Source organism: Pseudomonas sp. MWU13-3659, assembly GCF_023757525.1.
In the GTDB taxonomy this organism is placed as follows: domain Bacteria; phylum Pseudomonadota; class Gammaproteobacteria; order Pseudomonadales; family Pseudomonadaceae; genus Aquipseudomonas; species Aquipseudomonas entomophila_E.
This window is the reverse complement of sequence record NZ_JAMSHW010000023.1, coordinates 14,517-31,827: the sequence shown is the minus strand read 5'-3', so window position 1 is coordinate 31,827 and position 17,311 is coordinate 14,517. Positions and strand designations below refer to the sequence as shown.

Annotated in this window: 17 protein-coding genes; 5 read left to right on the top strand and 12 right to left on the bottom strand. The window is 63.5% G+C overall.

Annotated elements, in window-relative coordinates; all coding sequences use genetic code 11:
• Positions 1–138 precede the first annotated feature (138 nt).
• Positions 139–813 carry a heavy metal response regulator transcription factor gene (locus NGM28_RS22130; protein ID WP_011535343.1) on the top strand — a complete coding sequence of 225 codons (675 nt, stop codon included), beginning with the start codon at positions 139–141 and terminating at the stop codon, positions 811–813.
• Positions 810–2,195, top strand: coding sequence for a heavy metal sensor histidine kinase (locus NGM28_RS22125; RefSeq protein WP_252091457.1), 1,386 nt, complete (start codon positions 810–812; stop codon positions 2,193–2,195). The genes NGM28_RS22130 and NGM28_RS22125 overlap by 4 nt, the downstream gene beginning before the upstream one ends.
• A gap of 91 nt (positions 2,196–2,286) precedes the next feature.
• Here the strand turns inward: NGM28_RS22125 and pdxJ are convergent, their stop codons facing one another.
• The 10 genes from pdxJ to rpoE form a co-directional block, all read right to left on the bottom strand.
• Positions 2,287–3,009: a pyridoxine 5'-phosphate synthase gene (gene pdxJ, locus NGM28_RS22120; RefSeq protein ID WP_275679291.1), complete on the bottom strand. Its 723-nt coding sequence runs from the start codon at positions 3,007–3,009 to the stop codon at positions 2,287–2,289.
• A 62-nt stretch (positions 3,010–3,071) separates the two neighbouring features.
• Positions 3,072–3,755 (bottom strand): DNA repair protein RecO, encoded by a 684-nt coding sequence (recO, locus tag NGM28_RS22115; RefSeq protein WP_252091455.1) that lies wholly within the window; start codon positions 3,753–3,755, stop codon positions 3,072–3,074.
• A 163-nt stretch (positions 3,756–3,918) separates the two neighbouring features.
• Positions 3,919–4,821: a GTPase Era gene (gene era, locus NGM28_RS22110; protein ID WP_011535347.1), complete on the bottom strand. Its 903-nt coding sequence runs from the start codon at positions 4,819–4,821 to the stop codon at positions 3,919–3,921.
• Entirely contained in the window at positions 4,814–5,503 is a 690-nt protein-coding gene (gene rnc / locus NGM28_RS22105) for a ribonuclease III (protein ID WP_011535348.1), read from the bottom strand. The genes era and rnc overlap by 8 nt, the downstream gene beginning before the upstream one ends.
• Before the next feature lie 161 nt (positions 5,504–5,664).
• Positions 5,665–6,519, bottom strand: a complete 855-nt coding sequence (lepB, locus tag NGM28_RS22100) for a signal peptidase I (protein WP_252091453.1) — start codon at positions 6,517–6,519, stop codon at positions 5,665–5,667.
• 5 nt (positions 6,520–6,524) lie between these two features.
• Complete coding sequence (gene lepA, locus NGM28_RS22095) at positions 6,525–8,324, bottom strand: translation elongation factor 4 (RefSeq protein ID WP_110739522.1); 1,800 nt, start codon at positions 8,322–8,324, stop codon at positions 6,525–6,527.
• Positions 8,325–8,630: 306 nt separating this feature from the next.
• Positions 8,631–10,037 (bottom strand): DegQ family serine endoprotease, encoded by a 1,407-nt coding sequence (locus NGM28_RS22090; protein WP_502943882.1) that lies wholly within the window; start codon positions 10,035–10,037, stop codon positions 8,631–8,633.
• 200 nt (positions 10,038–10,237) lie between these two features.
• Positions 10,238–11,203, bottom strand: coding sequence for a MucB/RseB C-terminal domain-containing protein (locus NGM28_RS22085; RefSeq protein ID WP_252091449.1), 966 nt, complete (start codon positions 11,201–11,203; stop codon positions 10,238–10,240).
• 12 nt (positions 11,204–11,215) lie between these two features.
• Entirely contained in the window at positions 11,216–11,806 is a 591-nt protein-coding gene (locus NGM28_RS22080; protein WP_252091447.1) for a sigma-E factor negative regulatory protein, read from the bottom strand.
• Positions 11,807–11,837: 31 nt separating this feature from the next.
• Positions 11,838–12,419, bottom strand: a complete 582-nt coding sequence (rpoE, locus tag NGM28_RS22075; RefSeq protein ID WP_011535354.1) for an RNA polymerase sigma factor RpoE/AlgU — start codon at positions 12,417–12,419, stop codon at positions 11,838–11,840.
• A 438-nt stretch (positions 12,420–12,857) separates the two neighbouring features.
• On the opposite strand from rpoE, the gene nadB reads away from it, so the two are divergent.
• Positions 12,858–14,468 carry an L-aspartate oxidase gene (gene nadB / locus NGM28_RS22070; RefSeq protein ID WP_240065080.1) on the top strand — a complete coding sequence of 537 codons (1,611 nt, stop codon included), beginning with the start codon at positions 12,858–12,860 and terminating at the stop codon, positions 14,466–14,468.
• A 94-nt stretch (positions 14,469–14,562) separates the two neighbouring features.
• Here nadB and NGM28_RS22065 read toward each other — a convergent pair whose 3' ends face one another.
• Both NGM28_RS22065 and NGM28_RS22060 read right to left on the bottom strand, forming a co-directional pair.
• Positions 14,563–15,033, bottom strand: coding sequence for a protein YgfX (locus NGM28_RS22065; protein WP_252091445.1), 471 nt, complete (start codon positions 15,031–15,033; stop codon positions 14,563–14,565).
• Positions 15,017–15,271: an FAD assembly factor SdhE gene (locus NGM28_RS22060; protein WP_252091444.1), complete on the bottom strand. Its 255-nt coding sequence runs from the start codon at positions 15,269–15,271 to the stop codon at positions 15,017–15,019. The genes NGM28_RS22065 and NGM28_RS22060 overlap by 17 nt, the downstream gene beginning before the upstream one ends.
• Before the next feature lie 132 nt (positions 15,272–15,403).
• Between NGM28_RS22060 and ygfZ the strand changes: the two genes are divergently transcribed.
• Positions 15,404–16,345, top strand: a complete 942-nt coding sequence (ygfZ, locus tag NGM28_RS22055) for a CAF17-like 4Fe-4S cluster assembly/insertion protein YgfZ (RefSeq protein WP_252091442.1) — start codon at positions 15,404–15,406, stop codon at positions 16,343–16,345.
• A gap of 55 nt (positions 16,346–16,400) precedes the next feature.
• On the top strand, positions 16,401–17,207 hold the full coding sequence (locus NGM28_RS22050) for an HDOD domain-containing protein (RefSeq protein ID WP_240065077.1): 807 nt from the start codon (positions 16,401–16,403) through the stop codon (positions 17,205–17,207).
• The last annotated feature ends 104 nt before the right edge of the window (positions 17,208–17,311 follow it).

Sequence of the window (17,311 nt, the reverse complement as noted above, 5' to 3'; positions counted from 1 at the left end):
TTTCAGCTACATGACCCGCCCATTACAGATCGGTTATCTGCGCGGATTTGCTCGCCACATGTCGTAACATCGCAGCCCTTGACCCTGATACAGCTACAGGGTTGAGAATCGCCGCCTTTCTTCCGACCGAGCCCGACCATGCGCCTACTGATCATCGAGGACGAACCCCGTACCGCCGACTACCTGCAGCAAGGGCTGCGCGAGAACGGCTACGTGGTCGACTGCGCCCACACCGGCACCGACGGCCTGCACCTGGCCCGCCAGCAGCCCTACGACCTGGTGATCCTCGACGTCAACTTGCCCGAACTTGACGGCTGGGGCGTGCTGCAGCGCCTGCGCGCCGAATCGTCCACGCGGATCATGATGCTCACCGCCCACGGTCGCCTGGCCGACCGGGTCAAGGGCCTGGACCTGGGCGCCGACGACTACCTGCTCAAGCCTTTCGAATTCCCCGAACTGCTGGCGCGCATCCGCAGCCTGCTGCGGCGCAACGACCAGCACCTGCAACCCAGCACCCTGAAGGTCGCCGACCTGGAGCTCGACCCCGGCCGCCACCGTGCCTGGCGCGGCGGCCAGCGCATCGACCTGACCGCCAAGGAGTTCGCCCTGCTGCACCTGCTGATGCGCCAGAGCGGCGAGGTGCTGTCGCGCACCCAGATCATCTCGCTGGTATGGGACATGAACTTCGATTGCGACACCAACGTGGTCGAGGTATCGATCCGCCGCCTGCGGGCGAAGATCGACGACCCGTTCGAGGACAAGCTGATCCACACCCTGCGCGGTGTCGGCTATGTGCTCGAGGCCCGGCCTTGAAACGCGCCAGCCTGTCCCTGCGCCTGGGCCTGACCGTCACCCTGCTGGGCGCGGCGCTGGTCCTGCTGCTGGCCTGCCTGGCGGTGTTCGCCCTCGACCATGAACTGGACAGCCGCGCGCGCAAGGACCTGGCGCGCAAGATGCTGCAGGTCGAGCACAACCTGCGGGTCGACCTGCGCAGCGATGACCTGGGCACCCGTGCCCACCCGCTGCTCGACCTGGTGATGGGCCATGACAACCTCAGCCTCAGCGTGATGGCCGTCAATGCACGTCACCCAGCCCTCATCAGCCTCGGCCCGGCGTTGCAGTCACAGCACCTGTTGACGCTGGACGCCGACGAGCGGTTGACCTTCCATGAGTGGCGCGACGCAGACGGCAACCAGGTGCTCACCGCCAGCCGCCTGATGCGCCTGCGCGACGACACCCCGGTCAAGGTGCTGATGTCGCTCGACCGCAGCGACGACAATGCGCTGTTGCAGGCGTACCTGAACTCCACCCTGCTGGCCCTGCCGTTACTGCTGCTGTTGATCGGCATCGTCGCCTGGAAGCTGGTGCAACGAGGCTTGCGCCCCCTGCGCCACTTCCGGCGCATCGCCGGCCAGGTCTCGGCCCAGGACCTGGGTCATCGCCTGCCCGACAGCGACTTGCCCGTGGAACTGGCAGACCTGGCCCGGGCGATCAATGTCATGCTCGACCGCCTCGACCAGGGGGTGCGCCAGTTGTCGCAGTTTTCCGACGACCTGGCCCATGAACTGCGCACCCCGATCGGCAACCTGATGGGCAAGGCCCAGGTGACACTGGCCCGCGAGCGCGATGGCGAGCGCTACCGCGAGGCGCTGGAAGACAGTGTCGAGGAACTCACCCGGCTCAACCGCATCATCAACGACATGCTGTTCCTCGCCCAGGTCAGCCAGCCGCAAACACAAGTGGCGTTGCTGCCCGTGGCGCTGGCCGACGAAGTCTTGCGGGTGAGCGAGCTGTTTGCGTTCAGTGCCGAGCTCAAGGGCATCACCCTGGAGCTCCATGGTTGGGGCACGGCCGTGGTCGACCGGCTGATGTTCCAGCGGGCACTGTCAAACCTGCTGAGCAATGCACTGCGCCACAGCCCGGACAGTCAGCCGGTGGTCGTGGGCATCGAGCGGCGGGGGAATGAAGTGGCGGCCTGGGTGGAGAACCAGGGGCCGGGGATCGCCGAGGCGCATCAGCCGCATCTATTCGAACGGTTCTACCGGGTGGGGGCCGGTCGTTCGCGGCTGGAAGGTGGGACCGGGTTGGGGCTGGCGATCGTGAAGTCGATCATGCAGTTGCATGGAGGGCGGGTCGAGGTGTGCAGCCAGGCCGAAGGGTCGACCCGGTTCACTCTGGTGTTCCAGGCCGAATAGGTGGGTTCGCCGGCAAGCCGGCTCCTACAGGTACAGCGCATGTCATGAAACGCGTGCGCGCCCGTAGGAGCCGGCTTGCCGGCGAACAAGGTCAACGCGAAGCCGCGACGATCAGCGCTTTCATCTCTGCCACCGCCGCCTTGAAACCAACGAACAATGCATGGGCCACCAGCGCATGGCCAATGTTCAGTTCATTGATGCCCTTGATCGCGGCCACGGCCTCGACATTGTGGTAGTGCAGGCCATGCCCGGCATTGACGATCAAGCCCTGCCCCACGCCAAACGCAACGCCATCGACAATACGCTGAAGCTCTTCGGCCACCTCGGTCGGGGTTTCGGCATCGGCATAACGCCCGGTGTGCAACTCGATGGCCGGGGCACCGACACGACGCGAGGCCTCGATCTGCCGTTCGTCGGCATCGATGAACAGCGACACTTCAGCGCCCGTACGCGACAGACGCTCCACCGCCGCCTTGATCCGCGCCTCCTGGCCAGCCACATCCAGGCCACCTTCAGTGGTCAGTTCCTGGCGGGTTTCCGGCACCAGGCAGATATGCGCCGGGCGAATCTTCTCGGCGAAGAGCATCATCTCTTCGGTGACGCCCATCTCGAAGTTCATGCGGGTCTGCAACACGTCCTTGAGCAGCAGCACATCACGCTCCTGGATGTGTCGACGGTCCTCGCGCAGGTGCACGGTGATGCCGTCGGCACCCGCTTCCTCGGCGTCCAGCGCGGCCTTGACCGGGTCCGGATAGCGGGTGCCCCGGGCCTGGCGCAGGGTCGCCACGTGGTCGATGTTGACACCGAGAAGCATGCGGTTGCTGTGAGTCACGAATGGGCTCTCCTGAAAGTTGAGGCCCACAGCATACGTCGTGCTCAGCGCTTGCGAAACAGTTCCCGGCTGACCAGCGGCTTTGTGCCCAGATGCACCGCCAACGCCTGGCGCATCAGGCGCTTGGCTGCCAGCAAGGCGCCCGGCGCGTCCCAGTCGGCCTCGGCCAGCGCCAGCAGCTCGCTGCCCTTGAACAAGCCGGGCTGGAACAGCTCGACCCGCTCCAGGCCGGCGTCCACCCGCAGGCGGTAGAGGCCGTCGGCATCCACCGCCGCGTCGTTGACGTCCCGGTCCAGGGAGAAGGCGTACCCCAACTCATCCAGCAGACGCCATTCGAACGAGCGCAGCAACGGCTCCAGCGGCCGCCCGGCCGCCAGTGCCTGCAAGGTCAAGGTGTAGTGTTCGAACAGCGCGGGGTACGGCGCTTCCGCCGGCAGCAGGCGCATCAGCAGCTCGTTGAGGTACAGCCCGCTGAACAGCGCGTCGCCATTCAGCCAGGCGGCGATGCCGGTGCTATCGAGGCGCCCGACGTTTTTCAGCTCGCCACGCCCGCGCAGTTCGACTTCAAGCGGCACGAATGGCCTGACCAGGCTGCCGCCCTTGCCCCGCGCCCGGCGCAGCACTGCCCGCACTCGACCCTGCGGGGTGAGGAAGTCCACCAGCGCGCTGGTTTCCTTGTAGGCGCGGCTGTGCAGTACGAAGGCGGGTTGTGGGGTGGGTTGGTCCATGATGAATCTCTAAACCCAGATTTGACGCAACCCTTGTAGGAGCGGCCTTGTGCCGCGAAAGGGTCGCGCAGCGGCCCCAGGATTTCGGCTGTTGCAAAGATTGTGGGGCTGCGATGCAGCCCTTTCGCGGCACAAGGCCGCTCCTACAGAGGGAGTCCGGGGCTTACAGGTCGCCGTAACCCAGCGAACGCAGGGCACGTTCGTCGTCGGACCAGCCGCCTTTGACCTTGACCCAGAGGTTGAGCATGACCTTGGAGTCGAACAGCACTTCCATGTCCTTGCGCGCCTCGGAACCGATGCGCTTGATGCGCTCGCCCTTGTCGCCAATGATGATCTTCTTCTGGCCGTCGCGCTCGACGAGGATCAGCGCATGGATGTGCAGCACATGGCCCTGCTGCTTGAACTCTTCGATTTCCACGGTGATCTGGTACGGCAGCTCCGCCCCCAGCTGGCGCATGATCTTTTCGCGCACCAGCTCAGCCGCGAGGAAGCGGCTGCTGCGGTCGGTGATCTGGTCTTCCGGGAAGAAGTGATCGTTTTCCGGCAGGTGCTTGGCGATCTGCGCTTCCAGCGCATCGAGGTTGTGCCCCTGCTGCGCGGAGATCGGCATCACTTCAGCATTCGGCAGTTGCTCCTGCAGCCACTGAAGGTGCGGGATCAGCTCGGCTTTCTCTTCCATGCGGTCGGTCTTGTTGACCGCGATGATCAGCGGGCCGGTCACGTACTGCACGCGCTCGAGCACCAGCTGGTCCTCGTCGGTCCAGCGGGTGCGGTCGACCACGAAGATCACCACGTCGACGTCTTTCAACGCTGCCGAGGCGTTGCGGTTCATGTAGCGGTTGAGCGCCTTGTCATTCGCCTTGTGCATGCCGGGGGTGTCGACGTAGATCGCCTGCACGTCACCCTCGGTCTTGATGCCGAGCATGTTGTGGCGGGTGGTCTGCGGCTTGCGCGAGGTGATCGCCAGCTTCTGCCCGAGGATGTGGTTGAGCAGCGTCGACTTGCCGACGTTGGGGCGGCCGACAATGGCGACGTAGCCGCAACGGGTCGAAGTGTTCTCAGTCATTGCCATTCTCCACGCCCAGGGCGATCAGTGCGGCAGCGGCGGCGACTTGCTCGGCGATACGCCGGCTCACGCCCTGCCCGCGGCTTTTCTTGTTCAGCAGGACCACTTCGCATTCGACGAAGAAGGTCCGGCAGTGCGGTTCGCCCTGGATGTCCACCACTTCGTAACGCGGCAGCTCGCAGGCACGCGACTGCAGGAACTCCTGCAGGCGGGTCTTGGGGTCTTTGTTGGTGTCGACCAGGGTGAGGCCGTCGAATTCGTCGGTCAGCCAGGCCAGGATGCGCTCGCGCGCAGTCTGCATGTCGGCATCCTGGTAAATCGCACCGATCAGGGCTTCCAGGGCGTCGGCCAGGATCGACTCGCGGCGGAAACCGCCACTTTTGAGCTCACCCGAGCCCAGGCGCAGGTAGTCGCCCAGATCGAAGCCACGGGCCAGGCGCGCCAGCGTCTCGCCTTTGACCAGACGTGCGCGCAGGCGCGACAGCTGGCCTTCACGGGCCTGCGGGAAGCGCTCGAACAGCGCTTCGCCGACCACGAAGTTGAGGATGGCATCGCCAAGGAATTCCAGGCGCTCGTTGTTGCGCCCGGCATAGCTGCGATGGGTCAGGGCCAGCAGCATCTGGTCCTGGTTCTTGAAGGTGTAGCCGAGCTTGCGCTCCAGGCGATCAAGGGAAGCGCTCATGGGGCCACCCCTGCAATGTTCAACGCGTTGTTCAAATCAACATCCTGAAAGACGGTGTGGCTGTGATCTGACGCCGGAAACGGCGAAATCTCTCGCTCCCTGAGAACACAGCCTATGTCAGAAATGCAATCGGCGCTGTCCGTGGACAGCGCCGTCGATGCTCAATGGATCAGGCCGGCCCGCGACAGGTTCGGGAGATGGCTCAGTTTCGGTTCCGGCCAACTCATCCAGACCGCGAACGCCTTGCCGACGATGTTCCGGTCCGGAACCATGCCAAGCAATTCCTTAGGAATGTTCGGATCATCCCAGTAACGGCTGTCGTTGGAGTTGTCGCGGTTGTCACCCATCATGAAGTAGTGACCGGCCGGCACGGTCCATTGCTGGTCCGGATGCATGCGGTTTAGGGTCATTTCCTTGCGGATCAGGTGCTCGGCTTCACCGAGTTTCTCCTTGTACAGCTCGGCGCTGCCCAGGGTGCCTGGCTCGCTGCCGACCAGCTGTTCGGCGATCGGCTGGCCGTTGACGAACAGGCGTTTGTCGCTGGTGTAGCGAATCTGATCGCCCGGCAAGCCGACCACACGCTTGATGTAGTTGACGTTCGGGTCGGTCGGGTAGCGGAACACCATCACATCCCCGCGCTGCGGATCCCCCACCTCGATGATCTTCTTGTCGATCACCGGCAAGCGAATGCCGTAGGAGAACTTGTTCACCAGGATGAAGTCGCCCACTTCCAGCGTGGGTTTCATCGAACCCGACGGGATCTGGAACGGCTCGACCAGGAACGAGCGCAACACCAGCACGATGAACAGCACCGGGAAGAACGACTTGCCGTATTCAACCAGCAAGGGTTCCTTGTTCAGGCGTTCGACCACGGCCAGCTCAGGCTGGCTGACACTGCCCTGGTAGTTGGTGATCGCCGCCCGCCGGCGCGGGGCCAGGAACAGCAGGTCGATCAGACCCAACAGGCCACAGACGGCGACGGCGATGACAAGCAACAGCGGGAAATTTAGCGACATAGGACCTAGCTATCCAACCTGAGCACGGCGAGGAAGGCTTCCTGTGGAATCTCCACGTTACCCACCTGTTTCATGCGTTTCTTACCGGCCTTCTGCTTCTCCAGCAGCTTCTTCTTACGGCTGACGTCACCGCCGTAGCACTTGGCCAGTACGTTCTTTCTGAGCGCCTTGACGGTCGTCCGCGCGATGATCTGGCCGCCAATGGCCGCCTGGATCGCCACGTCGAACATCTGCCGAGGGATCAGTTCCTTCATCTTTTCGGTCAACGCACGGCCTTTGTAGGCGGCGTTGTCGCGGTGCACGATCAGGGCCAGGGCATCGACCTTGTCACCGTTGATCAGCACGTCCAACTTGACCAGGTTGGCCGACTGGTAGCGATCGAAATGATAGTCCAACGAGGCGTAGCCGCGGCTGGTGGACTTCAGACGGTCGAAGAAGTCCAGGACCACTTCGTTCATCGGCAGGTCGTAACGCACCTGCACCTGGCTGCCGAGGAACTGCATGTCGCGCTGCACGCCACGCTTCTCGATGCACAGGGTGATGACGTTGCCCAGGTGCTCCTGCGGCACCAGGATGGTCGCGGTGACGATCGGCTCGCGGAAATCGTTGACCGCCGAGACGTCCGGCAGCTTCGACGGGTTGTCGACGGTGATGGTCTCGCCTGTCTTGAGCTCGAGCTCGTAGATCACGCTCGGGGCGGTGGTGATCAGGTCCAGGTCGTATTCGCGCTCCAGGCGCTCCTGGATGATCTCCATGTGCAGCATGCCGAGGAAGCCGCAGCGGAAGCCAAAGCCCAAGGCGTCGGAGCTTTCCGGCATGTATTGCAGCGACGAATCGTTCAGCGTCAGCTTTTGCAGGGCGTCGCGGAAGTCTTCGAAGTCGTCGGAGCTGACCGGGAACAGGCCGGCATAGACCTGCGGCTGGATCTTCTTGAAGCCTGGCAGCACTTCGACTTCGGGCGTGTTGGACAGGGTCAGGGTGTCACCGACCGGCGCGCCGTGAATGTCCTTGATGCTGGCGATGATGAAGCCTACTTCACCGGCTTTCAGATCAGCGGTTTGCGTGTGTTTCGGGGTGAACACACCGACGCTGTCGACCAGGTGCACCTTGCCGGTGGACTTGACCAGGATCTTGTCGCCCTTCTTGACGCGGCCCTGGCGCACCCGCACCAGCGAGACCACGCCCAGGTAGTTGTCGAACCAGGAATCGATGATCAGCGCCTGCAATGGCGCGTCGATCTCACCTTCCGGCGCGGGGATGGTCTGTACCAGGCGCTCGAGCACTTCGTCGACGCCCATGCCGCTCTTGGCGCTGCAGGCCACGGCATCGGTGGCATCGATGCCGATGATCTTCTCGATCTCGTCCTTGACGCGGTCCGGGTCGGCCTGGGGCAGGTCCATCTTGTTCAGCACGGGCATGACTTCCAGGCCCTGCTCGATGGCGGTGTAGCAGTTGGCGACCGACTGGGCCTCGACGCCTTGACCGGCGTCCACCACCAGCAGCGCGCCCTCGCATGCCGCCAGCGAGCGCGAGACTTCGTAGGTGAAGTCGACGTGGCCAGGGGTGTCGATGAAGTTCAGCTGGTAAGTCTTACCATCCTGCGCCTTGTAGTGCAGCGTGACGCTGTGGGCCTTGATGGTGATCCCGCGCTCACGCTCCAGGTCCATGGAGTCGAGGACCTGGGCTTCCATTTCGCGCGCCGTCAGGCCACCGCACATCTGAATGAAACGGTCGGCCAGCGTCGACTTGCCATGGTCGATGTGGGCGATGATGGAGAAATTGCGGATATGACTCAAATCACTCACGGGTCAACACTCGAAAAGGCTGCGAGCCGGACGCCCGCCGAAAAATAGCCGGGAATTGTACCTCAAGCTGCGGGGATATGGGAGATTCCTCTATCGGGTACACCCACACACTGTAGGAGCGGCCTTGTGCCGCGATCGGGCGCGCAGCGGCCGTACAACAGCTATCACCGCTCGCCAGGTTCGTCGAATGTGAGAGATTGCGGCCGCTGCGCGCCCGATCGCGGCTCAAGGCCGCTCCTACAGGGAATTGTGAAACATTATGAAAAAGGGCAGCCGAAGCTGCCCTTTTCCTACCTCAGAACCCGCTTATTCAGCCAGCTTGAAGGTAATGAAGCTCGCACGCCCCTGGCGCAGCACGCGCATGGACACCGAACGGTTCTTCGGCAGTTCCTTGGCGATCTCGGTGAACTGCTTGGCCGAGGCGATGGCCTGGTTGTTCAGGTGGCTGATGACATCGCCCGGACGCAGGCCGATCAGTGCCGCCGGGCCATCCTGGACTTCCTTGATGACCACGCCGCCCTTGAGCTCCAGCGACTTCTTCTGCTCGGCACTCAAGTCGGCCACGGACACACCCAGGCGGTTGCTGCTGCGTTCGGCACTGCCGTCGGCACCCAGGCCCACTCCGATGTCGGCGTCATCTTCCGGCAGTGCGCCGATGGTGATGTCGAGGTTCTGGCGTTTGCCGTTGCGAATGATCTCAAGCTTGGCCTTCTCGCCATCCTTGAGGCTGCCGACCAGGTGCGGCAGGTCGGCGGACATCACGATCGGCTGGCCATTCATGCTCAGGATCACGTCACCCACCTGCAGGCCGCCCTTGGCTGCCGGGCCGTTTTCCAGGACCTGGGCCACCAGGGCGCCGGCCGGCTTGTCCAGGCCGAAGGATTCGGCAAGGTCCTTGTTGACCTCCTGGATCACCACGCCCAGCCAGCCACGGCTGACCTTGCCGTCTTTCTTCAGCTGGTTCGACACGTCGATCGCCACGTCGATCGGGATGGCGAACGACAGGCCCATGAAGCCACCGGAGCGGGTGAAGATCTGCGAGTTGATCCCCACCACCTCGCCCTTCATGTTGAACAGCGGGCCACCGGAGTTGCCCGGGTTGATGGCCACGTCGGTCTGGATGAACGGTACGTAGGTGTCGTTGGGCAGGGTACGACCCTTGGCGCTGACGATACCTTTGGTCACCGAGTGGTCGAAGCCGAACGGCGAACCGATGGCCAGCACCCACTCACCGACTTTCAGCTTCTCGGAGTCACCCAGCTTGACGGTCGGCAGGTTCTTGCCCTCGACCTTGAGCAAGGCCACGTCGGTGCGCGGGTCGGTGCCGACCAGCTTGGCCTGCAACTCGCTGCGGTCGGACAGGCGGACGATGATCTCGTCGGCGTCGGCCACCACGTGGTTGTTGGTCAGCACGTAGCCGTCGTCGGAGATGATGAAGCCCGAGCCCAGCGACTGCGCCTCGCGCTGGCGGTCGCCACGGGGCGAGCGCGGTTGCTGCGGCATGTTGCGCTCGAAGAACTCGCGGAACATCGGCGGCAGGCCTTCGAGGTCGGGCATCTGCCCGGCGGCGATGCGGCGGTCCGGCAGTTTCTGCTTGGTACTGATGTTGACCACCGCCGGCGAGGCCTGCTCGACCAGGGTGGTGAAGTCCGGCAGGGACTCCTCGGCCTGGGCGCTGAGCACCTGGCCAAGCATGAGCACGGCGGCGAACATCGAGAGATAGGTTTTCAAGCGTGGTATTGACATACGGCTCCCGTCACAACGAGCGTAGTTAGCAGTAAGGTCCCTGCAGAAGCAGGAAAGGCCAGACTCCGAGAAGCCTGACCTATAGAAAATTTGCGGCAGGATTGCAAATGACAATGCTTTAATTTCATGTCAGCTCTGTGTAACAAGAGCTGTCAGGACGCGTACCGTCATTGACGCGCCTGGGCATCCTGGGCCCGCATCGACAGTGCAACACGCTCGGCGGTACCCAGGGGGATCTCGCCGACCACGGTGACCATCACCTTGCCCTTGGGGGTAGTGAGCCGGCGCGAGACCGCCACGGTCGGGCCGAGCTGCGTACGGATATCATTGCCGCCACTGTCACTGATCGGTTCGAGGAAAACCGAGAAGCGTGCCAGGCCATCATCGTACATCAAGCTACTGACAGTGCTCTTGCGCTCCGGATCTCGACGCACGGCACTGCTGATCAGCTCAAAACCTGGCGGCAGCCAGTCGGAACGCCAGCCGGCAACCGCCTCTGATGAAGTGGTCGCGACACGCTCGACAGGCTTGCACGCCGCGCTGGCGCTGAGGTCGGCATCGGTTGGTTGATCGTCGGTATCCAGGCGGGTCATCTGGAAGCGCTCGAGCAACTGGCCCTTGTCGTTGAGCATCAACGAACGCAGGGGCAGCCCAGTGCGACGATCCAGATGCAGTTCGAAAGCGTACCGGTGCTGGTCGCGCGGGGTGAGCGTCACGATCACCGCGTCGCGGTCGGCGACGCGTGACTTGCCGGCCACGCTCAGGTCATACCAGCCCATCAGTTTCAAAGGATCGAGTACACGCGGCGCGGAATCGGGCGGTGAACCCACTCCGCTGGCCAAGGCGCCACTGACGCATTGCACCTTGCCATCGACCCGGACGATCTCCTGGGCAGCGCCATCGAGCTGCAACAACCGTTCGCTGACCTTGCCGTCGCGGACGCGATGCCAGATATCGTGGGTGGAGAAGCTGCCATTGCGTTCGTAGACGAAGGCGCCCTGGTAACTCTGCTCTTGTTCAGCTCGTGCCAGCCTGTTCAACCATTCACTCGCCTCAGGCGAGGAGTTGGCCGCCAGGGCCTGCACCGTGAGGCTGCTGCCAAGCAGCAGCGACAGGAGAGGTAGCGCGCGCATGATCCTCCTTACTTAGCGGTTTTCCAGGCTGGCGGCGCGGGCGTAAGGGAGTGCGGTCTCATTACCCTTGAGTGCCGATTCCTGGGCATGCTGGCGCAGATAGCCCGGCAGGCGCTGATCCCAGCCGGCCTGGTTCTGCAGGACACCGTTGGCCATTGGGCCAGTCGGTTGTTCGCTGCTTTCACTATAGCCTGCCAAAACAGCCGGCCCCTGGGTCTGAGGCATGCTCAGGCCTTGTTGCACAGGCTGCTGTGCAGCCAGTTCGGCGCCGGTGATCTCGTCCTGATTGTAGAAGCGCACACCCGCCAGCACGGCGACGGTTACCGATGCGGCCACGGCCAGGCGGCCAATGCTACGCCACGGGCCTTGCTTGACCTTGGCTGGCACGGCTTCGTCGGCCAGCGCCGCAGACACCGCCGAGGCGATATCCAGCTTGGGCAGCAACAGCTCCTTGTGCATCGCCGCGCGGGCGACCTGGTAACGCGACCAGGTGGCACGGGTTTCGGTATCGTCCGCGGCGTTCAGCACGCGACGCAGTTCAAGCTCGTCCGCTTCGTTATCCATCACCGCGGACAGCGATTCCTGCAAAGCTTCACGACTCATGGCGGTTCCTCTCTTGGCTATCGCCGCTGTCTCAGGATTCCTGCAACAACGGTTGCAGGGCTTTATCTATGGCCTCCCGAGCGCGAAAAATTCGAGAGCGCACGGTACCCACCGGACATTGCATGACACTGGCAATGTCTTCGTAACTCAGACCATCGAACTCGCGCAGCGTTAGTGCCGTACGCAAATCTTCTGGCAGTTGCTGGATGGTGCGATGGACAGTGCCTTCGATTTCATCCCGCAACAACGAGCGCTCTGGGGACTCGAGATCCTTGAGACCATGATCGCCGTCGTAAAACTCCGCATCCTCGGAGCTCACATCGCTGTCTGGCGGCCGTCTTCCACGGGACACCAGATAGTTCTTCGCCGTGTTGATGGCGATGCGGTACAGCCAGGTGTAGAACGCACTGTCACCGCGAAAATTACCGAGCGCCCGGTAGGCCTTGATAAAGGCTTCCTGCGCCACGTCTTGCGCTTCATGGGTGTCGTGGACAAAACGCACGATCAACCCGAGAATCTTGTGCTGGTACTTCAACACCAACAGATCGAACGCTCGCCTGTCGCCGCGCTGCACGCGCTCGACAAGCTGCTGATCCTCTTCCTGGGTTAGCATGAACACTCCTCAATGAACTCGAAGGAGCGTTGCGACAGCCATCGTTCAGGCTTGCAAACATAGACTCGGGCTTTGCGCAAAAGTTCTCCCCTCCAAGCAAGTTTCCTGCGGCCCTCGGTCGGCTCGCACGAAAGACGCGGCGCGGTCACGGCCGGCAGCGTCGATAATCTGGTTTCATACACGCAGGTGTCAGCCCGGGATAGAGCTGCCGCCCTGCGTCGCCGCGACAAAATGTGGCGTGCGGACAGCCTTCATAGGATTTGCGGCACCGCCGGAAAGTTCCCCGAAACGTCGCCATTGCTCCGCAAGCGCCATTGGAAATCAGGCACCCGGGGCTGCTATAAAGGCATCCCCGGCCAGGTTTCACGATAGTTTCACAATGCCATCTGCGCTCGACTATTGTGCCGTGCCCCTCCCAAAGATTACTAGTGTCCCGACATGAGCAAACAATTCCAACATGATGTCCTGGTGATCGGCAGTGGTGCCGCCGGTCTCAGCCTGGCACTGAACCTCCCTGGCCACCTGCGCATCGCCGTGCTGAGCAAGGGCGACCTGGCCAACGGTTCGACCTTCTGGGCCCAGGGCGGTGTCGCCGCGGTACTGGACGACACCGACACCGTGCAGTCCCATGTCGAGGACACCCTCAATGCCGGGGGCGGTCTGTGCCACGAGGACGCGGTGCGCTTTACCGTCGAGCACAGCCGCGAAGCCATTCAATGGCTGATCGAGCAAGGCGTGCCGTTTACCCGCGACGAACACTACAGCGTCGATGATGGCGGTTTCGAGTTCCACCTGACCCGCGAGGGCGGCCACAGCCACCGGCGCATCATCCATGCCGCCGACGCCACGGGCGCAGCCATTTTCACCACCCTGCTCGAACAGGCGCGCCAGCGCTCGAATATCGAACTGCTCGAACAACGCGTGGCGGTGGACCTGATCACCGAGCGCCGCCTGGGCCTGGAAGGCGAACGTTGCCTGGGCGCCTATGTACTGGATCGCAACACGGGCGAAGTCGACACCTTCGGTGCGCGCTTCACGGTGCTGGCCACAGGTGGCGCGGCCAAGGTGTACCTCTATACCAGCAACCCCGACGGGGCCTGCGGCGATGGCATCGCCATGGCCTGGCGCGCCGGCTGCCGGGTGGCAAACCTGGAGTTCAACCAGTTCCACCCGACCTGCCTGTACCACCCGCAGGCCAAGAGCTTCCTGATCACCGAAGCCCTGCGCGGCGAAGGCGCGCTGCTGCGCCTGCCCAACGGCGAGCGCTTCATGCCGCGCTTCGACCCCCGTGAGGAGCTGGCGCCACGGGATATCGTCGCCCGCGCCATCGACCACGAGATGAAGCGCCTGGGCGTGGACTGCGTGTACCTGGATATCAGCCACAAGCCGGCAGACTTCATCAAGGGCCACTTCCCCACGGTTTACGAACGCTGCCTGACCTTCGGTATCGACATCACTCGCCAGCCGATCCCGGTGGTGCCCGCGGCGCACTACACCTGCGGCGGGGTCATGGTCGATGACCGTGGCCATACCGATGTGCCGGGCCTGTACGCCATCGGCGAGACCAGTTTCACCGGCCTGCACGGCGCCAACCGCATGGCCAGCAACTCCCTGCTCGAGTGTTTCGTCTACGGCCGCGCCGCCGCCACCGACATCGAGGCGCACCTGGAACAGGTTGCCATGCCCCGTGCCCTGCCCTGCTGGGATGCCAGCCAGGTCACCGATTCGGATGAAGACGTGATCATCGCGCACAACTGGGACGAACTGCGGCGTTTCATGTGGGACTACGTGGGCATCGTGCGCACCAGCAAGCGCCTGCAACGCGCCGAGCACCGGGTACGCATGCTGCTGGACGAAATCGACGAGTTCTACAGCAACTACAAGGTCAGCCGCGACCTGATCGAGCTGCGCAACCTGGCACAGGTGGCCGAGCTGATGATCCGTTCGGCGATGCAGCGCAAGGAGAGCCGGGGGCTGCATTACACGCTGGACTACCCGGGCATGTTGCCCGAGGCCAAGGATACGATCCTCAGCCCGGTTGTCGGCTAACGCGCATCCGATGTAGGAGCCAGCTTGCTGGCGAACCAGGGCCTGCACGAGCCCCAAGCCCGGAGGTGGTCCCGGTTCGCCAGCAAGCTGGCTCCTACGAGTTGGTGTGCCCGGAGGCTGGTTGAGACCACCTGCGTCGGCTGAATTTCAGCCGCACTCTCAGACGGCGATGCTCGTCTGGGGCAAGTGCGTCCCTGGCAATGCACTGGCTCTCGCCCAACCATCGCCCTTGGCGAACGAAACGCAGCACCACCAATCCCGGCAACGCCACGCTATCTCGGCACAGCCGCACCGGCTGCCAGCCTCGGGCCCGGCAATACAGCTGCCAGCCTTGCGCGTCACGACGCAAGCCGGTGATGGCTTCAGGATGAGTGAGCAAGATACGACGGGGAATAGCCCAGCCTGCATGGGCAAGGCACGCCATCAGCAACAAGCCGCTTAGCCAGGCAGGTATCGCAACAACGGCAAGCGTGACGGTCGCCAGCGCCAGGCTGGCGAGGTAGGCCGCCAGCAGGCGACCAGAGCCCTGCCAACGGCACTCGAAGCGATCACTTGGGCTGGACACGGTCCAGGATGATGCGGACCATGCGCTGCAGCTCCGGGTCTTCCGACTCGCTGCGCTCCATGAACCAGCCGAACATGTCCTGGTCTTCACAGGTCAGCAGCCGACGGTACAGTGCCCGGTCATCTTCGCTCAGGCTTGAGTAGACTTCCTGGGTGAACGGTACCAGCAGCACGTCCAGTTCCAGCATGCCGCGGCGGCTGTGCCAGAAAAGCCGGTTGAATTCAGTTTGTTCGACCATGGGGCCCTCCTCGAATGGTCGCGCAGTATACCGCGCAGCGGACGAAGCGACACAGGGCGTTGGTCTAGTCACCTACCTATTTTGTTACTGGCGTTCTATGATGGCCGCCAGTCTTTAGCTACCGCGATGACCATGGCCGATTCCGTTTTCTTCTGTACGCTCTCCCACGAAGGCATCCTCGCAGTCCGCGGCTCCGACGCCGGCAAGTTCCTGCAAGGCCAGCTGACCTGCAACCTCAACTACCTCAGCAATGAGCACGCGAGCCTTGGCGCGCGGTGCATGGTCAAGGGCCGCATGCAGTCGAGCTTCCGCATCCTGCCCGAAGGCAATGGCTACCTGCTGGCCATGGCCAGCGAGCTGCTCGAGATGCAACTGGCCGACCTGAAGAAGTACGCGGTGTTCTCCAAGGCCACCTTGGCCGACGAAAGCGCGGCCTGGGTGCGCTTTGGCTTGCAGCAGGGCGACAACGCGCTTCAGGCGCTGGGCCTGAAGGTACCGGGCGAAACTGGCGCAACCGCTCGCCATGAAGGCCTGATCGCTGTGACCGCCTCCACCGCTCGCGTGGAACTGTGGGTGCCCGCCGACCAGGCCGCCAATGTTCGCGAAAAACTCGCGGCGCTATTGCCCGAGGGTACTCTCAACAACTGGCTGCTGGGCCAGGTGCGCGCCGGTATCGGCCAGGTCATGGGCCCCACCCGCGAACTGTTCATCCCGCAGATGATCAACCTGCAGGCGGTCGATGGCGTGAGCTTCAAGAAAGGTTGCTACACCGGCCAGGAAATCGTCGCGCGCATGCAGTACCTGGGCAAGCTCAAGCGCCGCCAGTACCGCCTTGCGCTCGACGAGACAGCGGTACCCGCGCCGGGCGCCGAGATCTTCTCGCCGACCCACGGCTCGTCGGTCGGCGAGGTGGTGATCGGTGCCAGCACCGGCAATGCCGTCGAACTGCTGGCCGTGCTCAGCGCCGATGCGGTAGCTGATGACAACCTGCACCTGGGTAGCCTGGAAGGCCCGCGCCTGACGCTGCTCGACCTGCCTTACGAACTGGACCGCGACCGGGAAATCCAACGCTGACCAGCCCGCCCCGTCGATGTGGCGGGGCCGCACCACCTTTGCGGTAGAGAAGTCCATGAACAAGCTGGCCGAGATGGTCCAAGCGCAATTGCTCGCAGCCATCGACAACGACGACCTGGTCCTGCCGACGCTTCCGGAAGTCGCCCTGAGCATCCGCGAAGCCGCCGAAGACAGCGAGATCAGCGTGTCCGCCCTGAGCAAGGTGATCGGCCGCGACGCCGCGCTGTCGGCGCGCCTGATCAAGGTGGTCAACAGCCCACTGCTGCGCGCCGCCGTCGAAGTCACCGACCTGCACACCGCGATCACCCGCCTGGGTATCAACTACAGTTGCAACCTGGCCATCGGCCTGGTGATCGAGCAGATCTTCCATGCCCGTTCGCCGGCGGTCGAGCAGAAGCTGCGGGATATCTGGGCCAACAGCCTGGAAGTGGCGGGCATCAGCTATGAACTGTGCCGACGCTATACACAGCTCAAGCCCGACCAGGCCACCCTCGGCGGCCTGGTGCACCAGATCGGCGCGCTGCCCGTGCTGATTTATGCCGAAGAGCACAACGAACTGATTTCCGACCCGGTGTGCCTGCATTATGTGATCGAGCAGATCCAACCGGCGCTGGGCGACAAGATCCTCAGTGCCTGGGAGTTCCCCGAGCAGTTGGTCAAGCTGCCCAGCGAGATCCAGGACCTGGACCGGCGCACCGACACCCTCGACTACATCGACGTGGTGCAGATCGCCCGTTGCATCAGCCAGCGCGGGCGCAGCCGGCCGTTGGCGGCCCTGCCCGCCTATCGGCACCTGGGGCTGCCGTTCGGTACCGAGCTGGATATGGAAGAATTGCTGGATGCGCGCAGCATGTTGCGCTGACCCGGTGCGCCTGTAGGAGCGGCTTTAGCCGCGATGCTGGCGCCGCGTTATATGGCACCCGCTTCGCGGGTGATCGCGGCTGAAGCCGCTCCTACAGAGCGCGC